The sequence below is a fragment of the Massilia eburnea genome (assembly GCF_050709955.1).
Lineage (GTDB): Bacteria > Pseudomonadota > Gammaproteobacteria > Burkholderiales > Burkholderiaceae_D > Rugamonas > Rugamonas eburnea_A.
The window spans coordinates 34,991-51,922 of record NZ_JBNZFX010000032.1; the positions used below are offsets into that span (position 1 = coordinate 34,991).

At 65.7% G+C, this 16,932-nt stretch carries 13 protein-coding genes and 1 pseudogene; 8 read left to right on the forward strand and 6 right to left on the reverse strand.

The annotated features are described in order from the left end of the window. Positions 1-5 precede the first annotated feature (5 nt). Positions 6-1,229, forward strand: coding sequence for an enterobactin transporter EntS (entS, locus tag ACQ4MM_RS18595; RefSeq protein WP_431478734.1), 1,224 nt, complete (start codon positions 6-8; stop codon positions 1,227-1,229). On the opposite strand, the gene pcaD is transcribed toward entS, so the two are convergent. Next, complete coding sequence (gene pcaD, locus ACQ4MM_RS18600; protein ID WP_431478735.1) at positions 1,226-2,017, reverse strand: 3-oxoadipate enol-lactonase; 792 nt, start codon at positions 2,015-2,017, stop codon at positions 1,226-1,228. The genes entS and pcaD overlap by 4 nt on opposite strands. A 103-nt stretch (positions 2,018-2,120) precedes the next feature. Here pcaD and ACQ4MM_RS18605 point away from each other — a divergent pair, with 103 nt between their 5' ends. Further along, positions 2,121-3,026, forward strand: a complete 906-nt coding sequence (locus tag ACQ4MM_RS18605) for a LysR family transcriptional regulator (protein ID WP_431478736.1) — start codon at positions 2,121-2,123, stop codon at positions 3,024-3,026. Here the strand turns inward: ACQ4MM_RS18605 and ACQ4MM_RS18610 are convergent. After that, positions 2,989-4,113, reverse strand: coding sequence for a branched-chain amino acid ABC transporter substrate-binding protein (locus tag ACQ4MM_RS18610; RefSeq protein ID WP_431478737.1), 1,125 nt, complete (start codon positions 4,111-4,113; stop codon positions 2,989-2,991). The genes ACQ4MM_RS18605 and ACQ4MM_RS18610 overlap by 38 nt on opposite strands. A gap of 188 nt (positions 4,114-4,301) precedes the next feature. Beyond that, positions 4,302-5,396 carry a hypothetical protein gene (locus tag ACQ4MM_RS18615; protein ID WP_431478738.1) on the reverse strand — a complete coding sequence of 365 codons (1,095 nt, stop codon included), beginning with the start codon at positions 5,394-5,396 and terminating at the stop codon, positions 4,302-4,304. Between the two features lie 1,115 nt (positions 5,397-6,511). Here ACQ4MM_RS18615 and ACQ4MM_RS18620 point away from each other — a divergent pair. From ACQ4MM_RS18620 to ACQ4MM_RS18645, 6 genes and pseudogenes are all read left to right on the forward strand, one after another. Then, positions 6,512-6,772 carry a hypothetical protein gene (locus tag ACQ4MM_RS18620; RefSeq protein WP_431478739.1) on the forward strand — a complete coding sequence of 87 codons (261 nt, stop codon included), beginning with the start codon at positions 6,512-6,514 and terminating at the stop codon, positions 6,770-6,772. A 296-nt stretch (positions 6,773-7,068) separates the two neighbouring features. After that, a pseudogene (locus ACQ4MM_RS18625) lies at positions 7,069-8,424 on the forward strand (catalase); the annotation flags it as partial. Positions 8,425-8,647: 223 nt separating this feature from the next. Next, positions 8,648-9,070 carry a DJ-1/PfpI family protein gene (locus ACQ4MM_RS18630; protein ID WP_431479050.1) on the forward strand — a complete coding sequence of 141 codons (423 nt, stop codon included), beginning with the start codon at positions 8,648-8,650 and terminating at the stop codon, positions 9,068-9,070. A 38-nt stretch (positions 9,071-9,108) separates the two neighbouring features. Further along, entirely contained in the window at positions 9,109-10,734 is a 1,626-nt protein-coding gene (locus tag ACQ4MM_RS18635; protein WP_431478740.1) for an MFS transporter, read from the forward strand. After that, positions 10,731-11,864 carry an HlyD family secretion protein gene (locus tag ACQ4MM_RS18640; protein WP_431478741.1) on the forward strand — a complete coding sequence of 378 codons (1,134 nt, stop codon included), beginning with the start codon at positions 10,731-10,733 and terminating at the stop codon, positions 11,862-11,864. The genes ACQ4MM_RS18635 and ACQ4MM_RS18640 overlap by 4 nt, the downstream gene beginning before the upstream one ends. Then, positions 11,861-13,252: an efflux transporter outer membrane subunit gene (locus tag ACQ4MM_RS18645; RefSeq protein WP_431478742.1), complete on the forward strand. Its 1,392-nt coding sequence runs from the start codon at positions 11,861-11,863 to the stop codon at positions 13,250-13,252. The genes ACQ4MM_RS18640 and ACQ4MM_RS18645 overlap by 4 nt, the downstream gene beginning before the upstream one ends. Here ACQ4MM_RS18645 and ACQ4MM_RS18650 read toward each other — a convergent pair. Genes ACQ4MM_RS18650 through ACQ4MM_RS18660 form a run of 3 tightly spaced genes read right to left on the reverse strand, consistent with a single transcriptional unit; the run spans position 13,249 to position 16,894 of the window. Continuing rightward, complete coding sequence (locus ACQ4MM_RS18650; RefSeq protein ID WP_431478743.1) at positions 13,249-13,767, reverse strand: hypothetical protein; 519 nt, start codon at positions 13,765-13,767, stop codon at positions 13,249-13,251. The genes ACQ4MM_RS18645 and ACQ4MM_RS18650 overlap by 4 nt on opposite strands. Beyond that, entirely contained in the window at positions 13,764-14,549 is a 786-nt protein-coding gene (locus ACQ4MM_RS18655) for an archaeosortase/exosortase family protein (protein ID WP_431478744.1), read from the reverse strand. The genes ACQ4MM_RS18650 and ACQ4MM_RS18655 overlap by 4 nt, the downstream gene beginning before the upstream one ends. Continuing rightward, positions 14,546-16,894 carry a VIT domain-containing protein gene (locus ACQ4MM_RS18660; protein ID WP_431478745.1) on the reverse strand — a complete coding sequence of 783 codons (2,349 nt, stop codon included), beginning with the start codon at positions 16,892-16,894 and terminating at the stop codon, positions 14,546-14,548. Before ACQ4MM_RS18660 ends, ACQ4MM_RS18655 begins: the two co-directional genes overlap by 4 nt. Positions 16,895-16,932: the final 38 nt, after the last annotated feature.

Below are 16,932 nucleotides of genomic sequence, written 5' to 3' on the forward strand. Positions count from 1 at the left end.
TGAGTATGAAACTGTTTGTCGATCTCGGCCTGCTGCGCCGCAACCGTGATTTCCGCAGCGTGTTCATCGCACGCACCATTTCGCTACTGGGACTTGGCATGCTGTCGGTGGCGGTGCCGATGCAGGTCTATGCCCTGACCGGCGACAGCCTGCAGGTCGGGCTGGCGCTGGCCCTGGAAGGCGGCGGCATGTTCGCCGGCCTGTTGCTGGGCGGCGTGCTGGCCGATCGCTATGACCGCCGCAAGCTGATCCTGCTGGCGCGCGCCATCTGCGGCCTGGGTTTCGTCGGCCTGGCTGCCAACGCCTGGCTGCCGGCGCCTTCCTTGTGGGCAGTCTGCGTACTGTCGGCATGGGACGGCTTTTTCGGCGCGCTGGGCGTGACGGCACTCCTGGCTTGCATGCCGGCCATTGTGGGACGCGAGAACCTGATGCAGGCGCGCGCAGTGAGCATGGTCTCGATGCGCCTGGCAACGGTGATTTCGCCTGCCATCGGCGGCATGCTGATCGCTGCCACCGACGTTGGCTGGGCCTACGCCATTGCCGCCCTCGGCACCGGCCTGACCCTGTTGCCTTTGCTGCGCCTGCCGGCCATGCTGCCGCAGCATGCAAGCGACGAGCATCCCTTGCGTGCTTTGGCGGACGGCGTGCGTTTCCTGTCCACCAGCCCGGTGCTGGCCGCCACGGTGCTGGTCGGCACGCTGGTGACGCTGACCACGGCGGTGCGCGTGCTGTTCCCGGCCATGGCGCCGGGCGCGCTGGAGCTGGGCCTGATGTATTCCGCGGTCTCGCTGGGCGCCACGCTGGGCGCGATCATCAGCGGCTGGACCGAGCGGCTGCAGCGTCCCGGCCAGGCCATGATTGGCGCCAGCCTGGCCGCATTCGCCTGCCTGATGCTGCTCGGCGCCAAGCCGGCATTCCCTGTGGTGCTGGCGTTGCTGGCCTGCTTCGGCTACTGCGTGTCGATTGCATCGTTGCTGCAGTACGGCCTGGTGCAAGGCCATACGCCGGACCATTACCTGGGACGCGTGAACGGCCTGTGGGCGGCGCAGGATGCGGCGGGGGATTCCCTGGCCACCATCGGCATCGGCCTGCTGGGCAAGCTGCTGTCGGCCACGGCGGGCATCTTCGTGCTGGGCGCCACAGCGGGCGTGCTGGGCCTGGCGATGCTGGGCCTGTGCAAACGGCTGCGCAGCGTGCCGCTGAACGATCCATCGCTGCCCGCTGCTTAAGGAGCGGAAGATCCGCGCAGGAAGTCCAGCACGGCTGCATTGAACTCCTCCGGCATCTCAATATTCGACAGGTGTACGGTCGGCAGGGTCAGCAGGCGCGCGCCGGGGATGGCTGCCGCAATATCGGCGCCGTGCCGGGCCGATGTCACGGTGTCGTCGCGTCCTGCGATCACCAGGGTCGGCGTTTCGATCAGCCTGATGGTGCGGCGCAAATCCGCGTCGCGCACCGCAGCCAGGCTGGCGGCCAGGCCCTGGCGTTCCGTTGCCAGCAGCATGTCGCGGAATTTGCCGACCGGCGCGCTCTGGGCGGCAAGCATGTGCGATGGGAACCAGCGCAAAAGGAAGCCTTCGGCGGTTTCGCGCATGTCGACTGCGGCGCGCACGGCTGCGATCTGCTCGTCAAAGCCTTCCGGTCCCAGGTTGGCGGCGGTATTGGACAAGACCAGGCGCTGCAGGCGCTCGGGCGCATGGATGGCCAGCCATTGCCCTATGAAGCCCCCCAGCGAGAGACCCAGGAAGTGCGCGCGCCGGATGCCGAGAGCATCCATCATTTCCAATACGTCGCGGCCCATGCGGTCAAGGGAATAGTCGCCGGCCGGCACGTCCGATGCGCCGTGGCCGCGCGTGTCGAAGCGCAGCACGCGGAAATGCTGCGACAGCGCCTCCACCTCGCCGTCCCACATGTGGTAGCTGGTGCCGATGGAGTTTGACAGGATCAGGACGGGCAGGTGCTCCGGGCCGTCGAAGCGGTAGGCGATGCGGCCATTGTCGCCGGTTGTGATGTACATGATGCTGGTCCCTTCAATGAGTGGTTGATGGACCAGATCTTAGGTGCGCCTGGCGCGAAAATATATTATAAAGATCGGCATGACTTTGTAAGAAAAGTGGACAATGAGCTCATTCACCCTGCACGACCTGCAATGCTTCGACGCGGTAGCCCGCAGCGGCGGCTTCCAGCCGGCCGCCGAGCTGCTGCATCGCTCCCACCCCGCCGTGCATGCTGCGGTGACCCGCCTCGAGCAGCAAACCGGACTGCAACTGCTGGACCGCAGCGGCTACCGCGTCGCGCTGACCGCAGCCGGAAAATCCTTCCACCGCAAGGCACAAGCCACGCTGACGGAAATGGCCGGGCTGCAAGTGCATGTGCAGCAACTGGCGATGGGCGAGGAAGATGAACTGCGCGTGGTTATCGGCGACATGTGCCCGCAGCGCGAAGTGCTGGCGACGCTGGCCGAATTCTTCCGCAGCCGTCCCTCAACGCGCCTGCATGTGCAGGTGGAGGCGGTCACCGGGCCGATCGAGCGGCTGTTTGACGGCGATGCGGACCTGATCGTGCATGGTGTGGATCAAAGCGACCCGCGTATCGAATGGATGCCATTGTCAAAGGTTCCCTTCGTGCCGGTGGTGGCGCCTGGTTTCCTGCGTTTCTCCGTCAGCCGGGCGATCAAGCCTGGGCAATTGCGGGAATACACCCAATGCGTCATCCGCGATACTGCGCGCCACACCCAGGGCAAGGACTATTTCATGGTCGAGGGCGCGCAGCAATGCTCCGTGCCGGACCATCAGATGAAGAAAGAAATTATCCTGCAAGGCCTGGCCTGGGGCCATCTGCCGCGCTTCATGGTGGAGCAGGAACTGGAGGAGGGACGTTTGCTGTCGATTGCCGGCAAATACCTGCCGGGCAGCGTGGAGGAACTGGTGGCTGCGCGCCGCAGCGACCGGCCGCATGGGCCGGTCGCACAGGAATTATGGCAATTCCTTAGAGGCTCGAGATCGGAGCCGGCTGGCCGTTCTTGAAGTTGAAGATGGTCACCGGCGAAGATTTCATGTCGCCTTTCGGGTCGAACGCGTAGGTGCCGGACACGCCTTTGTAGCTGCCGGCGGAAATGTCGGCGCCAACCTTGGCCGGGTCGATCGAATTCACCTTCTGCATCGAAGCCGCGTACATCAGCACCGCATCGTAGTAGGCCGATGCATACACGTCAGGTTCCGCATTGAAGCGCTTCTTGAACTTGGCCTTGAAGGCCGGGCCGGAAGCCGCTTTTTCCAGCAAGGCGCCGCCCTGCGCGCACAGCACGTTTTCGCCGACGGCATCGCCGCCCAGCTTGCCCATCTCCGCGGTGCAGATGGTGTCGCCGCCCAGCAGCTTGGCCTGGATGCCCAGTTGCTTCATCTGGCGCGCCATCGGTGCGCCTTGCGGAGCGTAGCCGCCGAAGAAAATGGCTTGCACGTTCTTCGATTTGAGCTTGGTCAGGATGGAGGTGAAGTCGACCGCCTTGTCGGTGGTGTATTCGTGGCCGGCCACCTGCAGGCCCGAAGCGCGCGCCTGCTTCTTGAATTCTTCCGCCAGGCCCTGGCCGAACGCGGTGCGGTCGTCGATCACGGCGACATTCTTCACCTTCAGCTCATTGGCGGCATACAGCGCCATCTTGGAACCGAGCTGGGTGTCGCTGGCGTTAATACGAAAGATGTTCTTGTAACCTTGTTGCGTTAACTTCGGGTTGGTCGCCACCGGGGCGATCAGGGTGCCTGCTTCGTTGTAGATGCGCGAGGCTGGAATGGCGACGCCCGAGTTGTATGGGCCAACCACGTATTTGACGCCGGCATCGGCCAGCTTCTGCGCGGCGGAGACGCCGGCTTTCGGATCGCCCTGGTCGTCCTCCGACATCAATTCGAACTTGAGTTTCTTGCCGCCGACGGTGATCGGCTTGGCGTTCAGTTCTTCGACGGCCAGGCGGGCGCCGTTTTCATTATCCTTGCCGGAAAACGCTTGTGCGCCGGACAGTGGGCCGCTATGGCCGATTTTTACCACCATGTCCTGCGCGCAGGCGCCAGCGGCCATTGCCAGCAGCGCCACAGCGCTTACCGAGTGCTTCAGCTTCATCGAAGGGTCTCCCTTTGTTTGTCGATGGCGTGATTATCCACAATCCGGGCGGCGCGGCAAGCCGCACTGCATCATGCCGGAATGACGCAAAGCAGCTCGCGGCCGGCGGGCTGGCCGGGATTCTGCCGCGTTCTGCCTGTCGGGCGATTAAAACGGCACAGCGGCCGAGCGGAGGGGCTGTGGGGGCGTCATGCTTTGTTGTCGATGCGGCTGCCGGGGACGGGCGTTGCTGCGGGACCTGCTGCCGGGGGCGCGGCTGGAGGCGCGGCTGGAGGCGCATTGCCGCGCGTGCCGCCGCCAGTAGTGCCTCCCGCAGCTCCACCGGCGGCTCCGCCGCCGGGTGGCGTGCCGGCGCCGGTATTTGCACCGGTTGCACTTTCGGCGGCGCGCGGTAGGGGACGCGACTGGACCGGTGCGACAGGCGCGGTGGCTGGCACGGCCATCGGCGCCGGAACGGTCTCGAGGGGAGTCGCGGCGGCGGGTGGGCGTCCGGCTGCTGCCGCGATATCGCCGGTGCGGTAGGCTGCCACGGCGGCCGCGATGGCCGGATCGGTGGCTTGCTGGCGCTGCGCTTGCAGCGACGCCGGGGCAGCGGCGCGGCGTGCCGCCTCGGCAGCTTGGGCGGAGCGTTCGGCTGCGGCGCTGGCTTCCTGGGCGGCAGCGGTACTTGATGCCGCTGCGGTGGCGAGGGCGGGCTGGCCGGTGCCGGCCGCCGCCCCAGGACCCGGTCCGGGCGCAATCCCGCTTGCGGTTGCAGCGCTGACCTGTGGGCCGGCGGCGCTGATGGCGGCCTCCGGCGGCCGGATTGCTGTGTTGCCTGGCGGGACGGTGCCGGGCGGTGCGGCCGCCAGGCCTGCTGTGGCAGGGGTGGGCGGTGCGCCCGGTGGCGCGACGGCTACGTTGGCGGCCAGCGCTGCTGCGGCTTGTGCTGCCGCCTGTGCTTCGCGAAGCGCCTGGCGGCGGGCTTCGAGCCGGGTTGCCGCCTGTTCGGTGGTGATGTCGCGGCTGACGTCACGCGCCTCGTCCAGGCGCTGGGCAGTCAGGCGGTCTTGCAGGGATAACGCTTCGGTAGTGGCGGCCGCGCGCGCTCGCTCAGCATCTTCGGCGCCGCGCCTTGCCCTCTGCTGCTGCCGTATTTTCCTGGGATTGTCGCGTACGTGCGGCAGTTGTCGCGGCTTCGGCTGCGCGCGCCTCCAGCGTGGCCGGTGTCGCGGGGCCTGCCACGCCGGCCGCTTGCGCGCTGGCGGCGGAGGTTTGCTGACGCGCCAGGGTAAGGCGCTCATCGGTGGTAGCGTTGGTTTCTGTCTGGGCATTGGCGGCAGCCGCCTGCTGCCGGGCCACCGCTGCCGCCTCTGCCTCAAGACTGGTATTTGCGGCCTGTTGGCGTGCCAGGGAAAGGCGTGCTGCAAGCAGTTCTTCCGATTCGGCAGTTTCGGTCTGCTCAGCGACCAGGCGGCGCGCCGTGTCGAGGCGATCGGCGGCAGCGCGTTCGGCGCGGGAGCGGCCAAGCTGGCTGGTTTCGCTTTCCTGCAGGGCTGCGCGGCGTGCGGTATCGAGGCGCTCGGCCAAGGCCTGGGCGGCCAGGTCCTCTTCGCGCGTGCTCTGCAACTGCCGTGCCGCAGCAAGCTGTGCCTCGGCGAGACGCTGCTGTTGCGTATCCTCGAGTTGATTGGCTGCAAGAGCCTCGCTGGCAAGCTGCCGCGTTTCCGCAGATTGCCCGGCAGCGATGCGTTGCTGCGTGGTCAACTCGGCCAGGTTGGGGGATGGCGTCGCAAGCGCTTCCTGGCCGGCTTCCGAGGCCGACGCAGCAGCGTTGGGCTGCAAGGCCGCCGCAGCATTTCCGAGCGCGCCGACCACCTCGCCTAGCCCGGACAATGCCCTTTGCGGTCCTGCATTGAATGCTGCCGTCAATGAGTCCTCATCGGCGGAAAGCGTGCCGCCGCTGGCGACGTCAATGCCGGCTTGTCCGAGCGCCGCTTGCTGCGCGGTCAATACGCCAGCCAGCGAAGGAGGCGCATTGGTGTTCAGGCTATCGACTAGCTGCTGCGCGGCCGCCGCAAACGCAGCCGCATCGCCGCCCTCGGCCGCCAGTTCGCGAAAACGCCGCTGCGCCAGCACCAGATTGGACAGGAACAGCCCGAGCGACGACACCGAGGGCGCGGTAGTGGCGGGGGGCGGGGTGGCAGCGGCAGGCGCGACACGCTCGCCCAGCGTTGCCGGGGTGACGGTGGCCGTACTGGTGACAGGGTCGATAGGAATCACGCGGTACCTTTCAACGGGAACAATGTCAGGTTGCCAGAAATCGCCTGCGCACATCGTTAGTTGGCGCACGGTGGATGCAGCCGTGCGGCCTTATCTTGACCCTTCCAATACAACCCAAACGATGAGGACCCCGATCATGGACAACAACATTACCCGCGGCGACAACCCAGCCAAAGACTTGCGCGCAGGAGTACACAGCACCATCGATAAAGTCGCCGACAATATCACCAGCATCACCGATCAGGTGGGCGTCAAGGGAGACCAGTTGAATGCAGCCTACAAGCGTTTTGCTGAATCCGGCCGCAACTACGTGCGCCAGAGCCCCGGCAAATCGCTGCTGGTAGCGCTGGCCGCAGGCTACGCGGTCTCCAAGCTGCTCGGTACCCGCAAGCACTAAGCCGGGAGCACGCCGTGCCCACAAGCAAACCTGACCCGGCAAAACGCGGTGCTGGCCTGGCCGCGCAATTTCCCTACAACGTCAACAAGGCTGCGGAGCACGGCGCGGGCGTAGCGCCCGCAGGCGCCTCAACCAGTCCTGCGGATCCGCTCGACACAGCCGGCAGCGCGAGCGAAAGTACCGGCTCGCCCAAGACCGGCACCGGCGTGCCGCCGCAGGGCGAGAATCCCAACAACGGCGCGCTCGACCGGGTGCGTGCCGATGCCGGCGGCCGCCCGCTTACCACCAACCAGGGCGTGCCGGTTTCCGACAACCAGAATTCCCTGAAGGCCGGCTTGCGCGGTCCCGCGCTGCTGGAAGACTTCATCCTGCGCGAAAAGATCACGCACTTCGATCACGAGCGCATTCCCGAGCGGGTGGTGCATGCGCGCGGGTCCGCGGCTCACGGATTCTTCGAGTGCTATATCGCGAATTGTCCAGCCTGACGCGCGCCGCGCCGTTCGCATCGGCGGGCAAGCGTACGCCGGTCTTTGTGCGTTTCTCCCACTGTTGCAGGCGAACGCGGTTCCACCGACACCGCACGCGATGCGCGCGGCTTCGCGGTCAAGTTCTATACCGACGAAGGCAACTGGGACCTGGTGGGAAACAATATCCCCGTGTTCTTCATCCAGGACGCGATGAAATTCCCGGACCTGGTGCATGCGGTCAAGCCCGAGCCGCACAACGCCATGCCGCAGGCGGCCAGCGCGCACGACACTTTCTGGGACTTCGTGTCCCTGATGCCGGAATCGATGCACATGCTGATGTGGGTGATGTCGGACCGCGCGATCCCGCGCAGCTTCCGCACCATGCAGGGCTTTGGCGTGCATACCTTCCGCCTGGTGAACGCGGCAGGCCAGTCGCGTTTCGTCAAATTCCATTGGCTGCCCAAACAAGGTACCTATTCGCTGGTGTGGGACGAGGCAGTGCGCATCTCCGGCGCCGATCCCGATTTCCACCGCCGCGACCTGTGGGAATCGATCGAGATGGGCGAATACCCGGAGTGGGAGCTGGCGCTGCAGGTCTTCACGGAAGAAGAGGCAGCCGAGTTCCCCTTCGACGTGCTCGATCCAACCAAGATCGTGCCGGAAGAACTGGTGCCGCTGCAGGTGGTCGGGCGCATGGTGCTGGACCGGAATCCCGACAACTTCTTTGCCGAGACGGAACAGGTGGCGTTTTGCGCCGCCCACGTCGTCCCCGGCATCGACTTCAGCAACGATCCACTGCTGGCCGGCCGCATCCATTCCTACGTGGATACCCAGATCAGCCGCCTGGGCGGGCCGAACTTCCACGAAATTCCGATCAATGCCCCGCTCGCGCAAGTGCACAACAACCAGCGTGACGGCATGCACCGGCAGGCGATCCATCGTGGCCGCGTAGCTTACGAACCGAATTCGTTGGGCGGCGGCTGCCCGTTCCAGGCCGGCCGCATGGGCTTCATGTCGTTCCCCGAACCGGTGCAGGAAGATAAGGTGCGCGGCAAACCGGAACTGTTTGCCGACCACTATTCCCATGCGCGCCTGTTCTGGCAAAGCCAGACGCCGGCCGAGCAGATGCATATTGCACATGCCTTCAGCTTTGAATTGAGCAAGGTGCAGGTGCCGGCGATCCGCGAACGCAGCCTGTCCATGCTGGTCAACGTCGATGCCGCACTGGCGGATATGGTGGCGCTGCGCCTCGGTACCACGGTGCCGGATGCGCAACCGATGGCCACCACGCGCGAACTGCCCACCTACCAGCCGTCGCCGGGCCTGTCGCTGATGTCGCGGCCGGGGCAGACCGGCATCCGTGGACGCAAGGTGGCGATCCTGGTTGCAGCCGGGCTGCGACGAGGCGATGGTCAATGCATTGCAGGCCGACCTGGAAACCCAGGGTGCTGTCACGCGGCTGGTGGCGCCCCGTGTCGGCGCGGTTGGCGGCCTGGAGGCCGACATGTCGCTGGAAACCGGCCCTGCAGTGCTGTTCGATGCCGTGGTGGTAGCGGATGGCAAGGCGGCTGCCGAGACCCTGGCCGCCAACGCGCTGGCAGTGGAGTTCGTCACCCTGCAGTACCGTCACTGCAAGCCATTGATGGTGATAGGTGCCGGCGCGATGTTGCTGGCGGCGGCGGGCATACCGGCGACCTTGCCGGGCGGCGTGCCCGATCCCGGCCTGGTGGGCACAGCGCCGGCCGACCTGCAGCCGGCACTGGCGGCGTTCATCGCGGCCCTGGCGGGCCCGCGTGTGTTCGACCGGGAGACCGATCCGCCCGTCGTATGAATATAGGCAGCCAGCCGGGGCCGGTGTAGACTAGCCCAATGGATGAGTACGCCCCACAAAAATGGCTGCCTCACGAACGCCCGCTGCTGCCGGGCTCTCCCTCCACGCCGCTGCACACGGCGCCCAAGCGGCTGGCCTTCCTGCTGGTGGGGCTGATCGTGGCGCTGACCGGCGGCCTCGGTAACGCGCTGGTCACGGTCAACCTGGTCTACGCCCAGGGATCGCTGGGCGTGACAAGCGCTGAAATCCAGTGGCTGCCGGCGGCCTACGTCATGGGCAACGTCTCCATGAACCTGCTGCTGGTGAAATTCCGCCAGCAGTTCGGCCTGCGCCTGTTCACCGAATTGTTCCTGCTGCTGTATGCCGTGGTCACGGTGGCCCACCTGTTTGTGCACGGCCTGGCGTCGGCTATTGCGGTGAGGGCGGCGCACGGCATCAGCGGCGCCGCCCTCACGGTGCTCGGGCTGTACTACGTGTTGCAGGCTTTCCCGGCCCAGCATCGGCTGAAAGGCGTGGTGCTGGGTATTGGCTTTGCGCAGCTGTCGCTGCCGCTGGCGCGCATTTTTTCTTCCGAACTGCTGTCGATTGGCGAATGGCGCGGCCTGTATTCCTTCGAGCTGGGAATGGCCCTGGTGTCCTTCGGCTGCGTCCTGCTGCTCAAGCTTCCACCGGGCGACCGCGTGAAAGCATTCGAGAAAATGGACTTCGTGACCTTTGCGCTGTTTGCGCCCGGCGTGGCTTTCCTGTGCGCGGTGCTCGCGCTGGGGCGTACGGTGTGGTGGTTCGAGGCGCGCTGGATCGGCTGGGCGCTGATCGCCTTTATCGTGCTGTTCACGGCGGCTGTGGCGATTGAACACAACCGGCGCAGGCCCCTGCTCAATACGCGCTGGCTGACCACGGCCAGCATGACGCGCCTGGCGATATCGGTGCTGTTGATCCGCGTGGTGCAGTCGGAGGCTGGCGGTGCGGTCGGCTTCTTGCAGGCGATCGGCTTGAACAACGACCAGATGCAAACGCTGTGGCTGGTGGCTCTGGCCGGCTGCACGCTGGGCATCCTGAGCAGCGCCCTGATCATCACGCCGCAGCGCCTGCAGCCGATGCTGATGTTCGCGCTGGCGTTGATGGCGGTGGGGGCGTGGATCGATTCGCAGGCAACCAGCCTGACGCGCCCGGAGCAGATGTATTTCAGCCAGTTCCTGCTGGCGTTCAGCGGGACTTTTTTCCTGGGACCGATCTTCGTGTCGGGCTTTGGGGCCGTAATCGCGCAGCCGTGCAACCTGATCAGCTTCTCGCTGATGTTTTCGATGACGCAGAACCTGGGCAGCCTGCTTGGCTCGGCGCTGGTGGGCACGTTCCAGGTGGTGCGCGAAAAATTCCATTCGAGCCAACTGGTCGAGCACCTGACGCTGCAAGACCCGCAGGTGGCCGCGCGCGTGCAGGCGTTCGGCCTGCCGTCGCTAAGTGGAGCTGCCACGCGCGAAGCCAATATCCTGGCCTATAACGATGTCTTCCTGATGATCTTCTTTGTCGCCTGCGGCACGCTGGCGTGGATGGCGCTGCATTATGCATGGCAGGCCTGCACGGCCACGCGTCCCGCGGCGCCGCTGCAGAACGCGCAGACAGGCATGGCGCAGGTTTCACTTTCCAACTCGGGGCCCCAATGAGCACACCACCACCAGCAAGCCAGACTCCCGCGCCCGAAACAACAGCCGCCCCTCCTGCGCCCGACCGGCGCGCCCAATGGCTGTCGGGGGTCGGCTTTGCCCTGGTCGCCTTGATCGGCGTGCTGATCGTGCTGTATGCCTGGCGCCTGCCACCCTTTACCAGTCCGATCGTGTCGACTGAGAACGCCACCGTGCGCGGACAGGTGACGGTGATCGGCTCGCAGTTGCCGGCCTATGTCGCGGACGTCAAGGTTCAGGACTTCCAGCTTGTGCGCAAAGGCGATTTGCTGGTGGAACTGGATTCCCGCATTTACCGCCAGCGATTCGAGCAGGCGCAGGCCCAATTGGCCGCGCAAAAGGCAGCGCTGGCGAACTGGGAACAGTCGCGTGCCAGTGCCAAAGCCGGCATTGCCTTGCAAGAGGCGGTGCTGTCGAACGCTCAGGCGCAAGCGGCACGCGCTTCCGCCGACTACGGCCGCGCCGAGCAGCTGGTGGGCGATGGTTCGCTCTCCGTGCGCGAGCAGGATGCGCAGCGCGCAGCGCGGGCGCAGGCGCAGGCGGCGGTAGCGCAGGCCAAAGCGAATGTGGACATCGCCCGGCAGCAAGCGCAGTCCGTCACCGTCAACCGCGGCGCGCTGGAAGCAGCGGTGGCGAATGCGGAGGCGGCGCTGAAGGCTGCAACCGTGGACCTGGACAATACGCGCATCATCGCGCCGGCCGATGGGCAGCTGGGGCAGGTGAATGTGCGGCGCGGCGCCTATGTGGCATCAGGCGCCCAGCTTATGGGGCTGGTGCCGCGCGAGATGTGGCTAATCGCCAACCTCAAAGAGACGCAAATGAATGGGGTGCAGGTGGGGCAGGGTGCGACCTTCAAGGTCGATGCCCTGGATGGTGCGACGCTGACCGGGCATGTCGAGCGCATATCGCCTGCCACAGGTTCCGAGTTTGCCGTGCTGCCGGCAGACAATGCGACGGGTAATTTCGTCAAGATCTCGCAGCGGATTCCGGTACGGATCAAGATCGACCAGGGCCAAAAGCTGGCGCAGCGCCTGCGGCCAGGGATGTCGGTCATCGTCAGCATCGATACATCCGCCGTCCTGAATGAAAAAGCGGACGGGGCGCGGCCATGAAACGCAGCGCAGCCGCATGCGTGACCCTGGCGCTGGCCGCTTGCGCCGCACGCATCCCCGCACCGGTCGAATCGCGGCTATCGGTGCCCGAGGCTTGGCGCAGCCAAACACCGCCTGGGGCGCCCCAGGGTGCGGCACCGCCACTGCTGGAACGGGACTGGTGGCAAGCCTATGGAGATCCGGTGCTGTCCGACCTGGTGGCGCGGGTCCTGGAGCACAACACGGATGTGCGGCTGGCACAGCTGCGCGTGGCGGAATTCCGCGCGCGGCTGGCAGCTGCCGATGCAAACCGTGCCCCAACATTGGGAGCCACCCTGACGCCGGTGCGCACGCGCACGCTGGCCTACAACGGCGTTCCGTACACCACCAACCTGTTTGCCGGCGAACTGCAGGCGGCGTATGAGGTTGATTTGTGGGGACGCCTGGCGCACGCCAGCGAGGCGGCGGCGCAGTCCCTCGCCGCCGAGCGCGCAAATGCAGGTGCGGCGCAACTGTCGGTGTCGGCGTTGGCAGCCAACGGCTACCTGCAACTGCGCGGGCTTGACGCGCAGCTCGAGCTGGCCCGCGCGACGCTGGATTTGCGCGAGCAATCGCGCCGGCTGGCGCAGCGGCAGTTTGAAACCGGTTACACCTCGCGCCTGGAATGGCTGCAGGCGCAGGCGGAGTATCAAGCAGCCGCCGAGCAGATCCCGCAACTGCAGCGGCAAATCAGCGATCAGGAAAACGCACTGTCCCTGCTGGCCGGCGGCAGTCCAGGTCCGATTGCGCGTGGCAAGGCGCTGGACGAATTGTCCCCGCCGGCAATCCCGGTCGGCCTGCCTTCAACCCTGCTGCAGCGGCGCCCCGATATCGCCCGCGCCGCCCATAACGTGAATGCGGCCAGGGCCGGCGTGCAAGCGGCCAGCGAGCAATTGCTGCCCAGCTTCCGCTTGACCGCCAGCGGCGGCTTGCAATCAACCGATTTCAGCAAGTTCCTGCATGACCCCACCTACCTGTGGCGCGTTGGAGTTGGGCTGGCCGCACCGATCTGGGACGGCGGCCGCGTGCAGGCGCAGACCGATGCCGCCGCGGCACAGCGCGACCAGTCGCTGGTGGCTTACGAGCAGACCGTGCGCGGCGCGCTGGTGGAAGTGGAAAACAGCCTGACTGCATTGCAGCGCTTGCAGGAGCAGTCGCTGCAGAATGACGCACGCCGTGCGACAGCAGCCGAAACGCTGCGCATTGCGCGCAACCGCTATCGCAACGGCTATGCGTCCTACCTTGAAGAACTGGATGCACAGCGTACGCTGTTCAACGCCGACGTAACACGCCTGCAGTTGCGCAGCCGCCTTCTGGGTGCCAGTGTGGACCTGTACCGGGCACTGGGTGGCGGCTGGTCCGGCGACTAGCTGCCGACGTTCTGCGCAACGGTGATGGCCCACCACGGGCCATTGGTCTGGCCCAGTTGCGCCGCCCAATACCAGGCCGAGACGTCGCTCCACTGTCCGCCTCGGCCATCGGAAATACGTTCGCGCACCTCCAGCTTTTGCGTTCCGCGCATCGCGATGAAGCCCGACCAGCGCTCATTCCCGGTGATTTGCACAGGCTGCACGGTGAGTTGGTAGCCGTTCGCCTTGAAACAATCGCTGCTCGCATGGAGCTTGCGCGTTCCCTGGTCCACCCAGCGGATGACGATTTCGCGCTTGCCGTCGCTAAAGCGTCCCACGCGGCCGGGAAAGTTCTGCTGGAAGCGGGCCTCGATCGCGGTAAGCGGAAGCGGGGTAAGCTTGCGGCCTTCGAAGCTTGTGGGCCACCCTGGGAACCCAGCGATGACGTGGCCGCTTGCGCTGCTTTCGAAAGCCAGAGGAGCGAGAGCGGACAAAGCGCACAGGCCGGCAAATGCAATGGTCGCAACAGATCTCATGCTGCACGTTGCTCCATGCGATGGGTCATGAATAGGATGCCGGCGGTTGCGGCGGCAAAGCTGACGACCCCGATGGCGTCATGGGCCGAGGCGGGAAGGTGCACAATGCCTGCCTCCATATAGAACAGTGCGGTGGCGCGGATGGCGTTGGCCGCGACGATGGCGACGATGGCCAGCACCAGCGCTACGGCCGTGCGCAGCGAAGAGAGCCGGACAGCGCCCGCCAGCGCACTCGCCAGCAGCAGGCCGGACCACAACATTTTCACCCCGCTGCAGGGGGCGTCGATCGACACCAGTTGCCCTTGCCAAGCCAGCATGGCGCCCTCGCGCGCGACAGCGATCCCGTTCATGCGTAGCAGGAAAGCCGACAGGTCACCGGCAAGGACGCGCAGGGGATATCCCAGGTAGAACTGCAAGGTTGCGGCGAACGGCAAGGCCAGGATGCACAGTGCGAACAAGGACATGTCGAAGCGCTTGCCCAGCCGCAGGCTGCTGGCCAGGGCGGTGATGGCCAGTGCCAGGATCAGCGAACGCGCCGGCACCGGCACCTGGCAGGCGGTTGCGGCGAGATACACGGCCATGCAAACGCAGGGCAGCATCAGCGGGCGGGCTATGGCTTCCCGCCCCGGCGCCAGCACGATGATGGCCGCAGCGGCGGCGGCCGCCAGCAGGCCGGCACTGTCGTTCGAACCGTCCAGCGTTCCCGCCACAAACCAGCGCAGGACCGGCCAGCACGCCAGGCATAAGGCGGCCAGCAGCAGGGCAAATGGCGGCCGCTTCATTGGGTGCGGAAGCGGCGATACCAGGCCAGCATGAGCATCGCCACCAGTATCATTGCCCAGGTTTCCGGTTCCGGAATGGTCGGCACACTGCCAGGCGGCACCGGCTCAAGACCCGCATCCTTATACTGCTGGCGCGTTTCCAGGACGACGGCTCCCGATACGGGAGTGACCAGTTGATAGCGCGTGGCCAGTGCGATGGCAGCCGCGTTCCGGCCCGGGTTGCTGCCCATTGCGGCGACTTCGTCTGCTGCCCACAGCCGCGCCAGGTGCTGGGAGGTGCGGCTGGTTTGAAGCATGCCGGCGCCGCTGCGGCGTTCGCGTAACAGGACCGTTTGCATGGCGCCCGGCTGCCATTGTGCGAACAGCTTGCCCAGGTCTTCACGCAAGTTGCCGAAGCTTGGCACGGCATTGACGCCCTTGAGCTGTTGCGTAACCTGGTTTGGCCCACGCTCCACGGCCAGGTCATACAAGGCGACCTGGCTTGCCCGGCGTTCAAAGCGCTGCTGCAAAGCCCCTGCCGATTCGGATGCCAAGGGCTGCGCGCCATGAATCCATACGATCGCCCCGCGTGACGACATGCCGGCCCAGTCCCACGCCGCACCCAGTGCATCACTGTTATCGCGCCCTCCGGTGAAGTCCAGTTGCGCCAGGTACTCTCGGGTGAGGAGAGAATTGGCGCCGTCATGCAGGAATAGCGACGGCTTTTCATCGCCGGCAAACAGCACGGCCATCTCTACATTTTTGGGGAAGGAAGCCAGCGCTTCAAGCAGCTGGCGCTTGCGCTGCTGCATTGAGGCTGAGCCATCGATGACCAGCGCCACCCGCTGTGGCGGAACGGCGGCGGCTTCGCGCGATACCTGGACGACGACCTTGCCGTCATCGCTTTTGTCATCGGCGCTCCAGGCCAGCGGCGCGGGCCGGGCGCCGGGCGCCCACACCGTATGCATGGGCTGCGCCGGCATCGGTTCCTCCAGTTGGCCGCGGACGGCATACAGGCCGTGGGGACCCGCTTGTGCGACCAGCCCGGGACTGCCTTTCAAAGGAGCGGCCGATTCGAACCACACGGCGTGGCGCAAGTCCGGTGCCAGGTCGAAGTTTCGCTCGCTGAAGGCGGGCAACTGCAGATGCATGGCGCCCTGGCCGGGAGGAGCCATGGGGATGGTGATGCCCAGGCGGATCTTCATGTCGCCAGATGGAGGGATCGGGAACATCTGCACCAGTATCCGGTCGCTCCCCGCCGTGGTGACCAGCAGCGGATCGCGCTTCTGGCTGACCACTTTGGCGTATGCTTCGCGCACCTGGGCGCGGCCGCCGAACGCGGCTTCGCGTTCTTCGCCATTAATCCACAGCGTAGCGCGCGATACCACGGCGCCAGGCGGAAGGAGGACTTCGGCCCGGCCTTCTTGCTGGCTTGGCGACTTATTGTGGAATTCCATCGTCCATTCCATGTAGCCCAGCGCGGCACTGGCATCGATCGATCCGTCCATGCGTGAGGCGACAAGCGCAACGTCGTTGACGCGCTGGCCGACATCGGCGCCGCCCTGCTCGTCGTCGAATGTTCGCTCCCACTCACGCATTGAGCGGTGCGGCGGGGCGGGATGGGAATTGAAGACCGTTCCTGTCACCCGGTAAAAGGCCGTACGGGCTTGATCCGGGTCGCTTTCCATCCCGTTCGCGTACAGGGTTCCAAGCAAGTCCGTCGCCTGGCCCCCCTGCTGGTAGCAAAGGCGCAGCATCAAGTCCTCATCGCCCACTTTGCGCAGGAGTTGAATGCCGCGCAGCCGCGTCTCAGCGGAGTCCGATGCAGCCATCCGCATGCCGATGCGCGTCATGGTGGCAGGGGCGTCAACGGCCAGCAATACCAGGAATGCAAGCGCGATGCCTCGCCATAGCTTGCCAGGCGCCGGCCTTTGTCCGGTTCTCAATGCCCTTCGGGCGAGTATCACGCAAACCACCGCCAGCATTGGCGATAGGCCAAACAAGCCAATGCCGAAGGCGATGACCGCGATTGCAGCAATCGGTGATATCGGCAGGAACACCAGGCTGTAGAAAACGGCGACGCCGGCAGAGAAAACATGCAGCCAGGCCCAGCGCCGCGGCAAGATTTCACGGCGCATCAATGCCAGCAATAGCCGCACGTTTGCCAGCGGTATCGTGGCGTATAAGGCGACGTGAAATGGCGTAGGCAGGGGATCGAAGAAGATCTGGCGGCACATGCCGGTGATCGATTCGAACAGCAGCGCGGCAATTGGCAGCAAGATCCCAAACAGCGCGACAAAGGCGATGGTGCCATTGGGTTTGCTCTGCCGGGATGGCGGTTCTTGCAGGACGGAGTTTGCGGGCATTGCGCTTCCAGTGGTGGATGGTGGAGGCGCAATTGTGG

Coding starts and splice junctions, on each gene's coding strand:
- ACQ4MM_RS18630 (WP_431479050.1), top strand. CDS start 8,648: ATGGTCAATGCATTGCAGGCCGACCTGGAAACCCAGGGTGCTGTCACG.
- ACQ4MM_RS18650 (WP_431478743.1), bottom strand. CDS start 13,767: ATGAGATCTGTTGCGACCATTGCATTTGCCGGCCTGTGCGCTTTGTCC.
- ACQ4MM_RS18645 (WP_431478742.1), top strand. CDS start 11,861: ATGAAACGCAGCGCAGCCGCATGCGTGACCCTGGCGCTGGCCGCTTGC.
- ACQ4MM_RS18635 (WP_431478740.1), top strand. CDS start 9,109: ATGGATGAGTACGCCCCACAAAAATGGCTGCCTCACGAACGCCCGCTG.
- ACQ4MM_RS18610 (WP_431478737.1), bottom strand. CDS start 4,113: ATGAAGCTGAAGCACTCGGTAAGCGCTGTGGCGCTGCTGGCAATGGCC.
- ACQ4MM_RS18660 (WP_431478745.1), bottom strand. CDS start 16,894: ATGCCCGCAAACTCCGTCCTGCAAGAACCGCCATCCCGGCAGAGCAAA.
- ACQ4MM_RS18605 (WP_431478736.1), top strand. CDS start 2,121: ATGAGCTCATTCACCCTGCACGACCTGCAATGCTTCGACGCGGTAGCC.
- pcaD (WP_431478735.1), bottom strand. CDS start 2,017: ATGTACATCACAACCGGCGACAATGGCCGCATCGCCTACCGCTTCGAC.
- ACQ4MM_RS18655 (WP_431478744.1), bottom strand. CDS start 14,549: ATGAAGCGGCCGCCATTTGCCCTGCTGCTGGCCGCCTTATGCCTGGCG.
- ACQ4MM_RS18640 (WP_431478741.1), top strand. CDS start 10,731: ATGAGCACACCACCACCAGCAAGCCAGACTCCCGCGCCCGAAACAACA.
- ACQ4MM_RS18620 (WP_431478739.1), top strand. CDS start 6,512: ATGGACAACAACATTACCCGCGGCGACAACCCAGCCAAAGACTTGCGC.
- entS (WP_431478734.1), top strand. CDS start 6: ATGAAACTGTTTGTCGATCTCGGCCTGCTGCGCCGCAACCGTGATTTC.
- ACQ4MM_RS18615 (WP_431478738.1), bottom strand. CDS start 5,396: ATGAGCGCCTTACCCTGGCGCGTCAGCAAACCTCCGCCGCCAGCGCGC.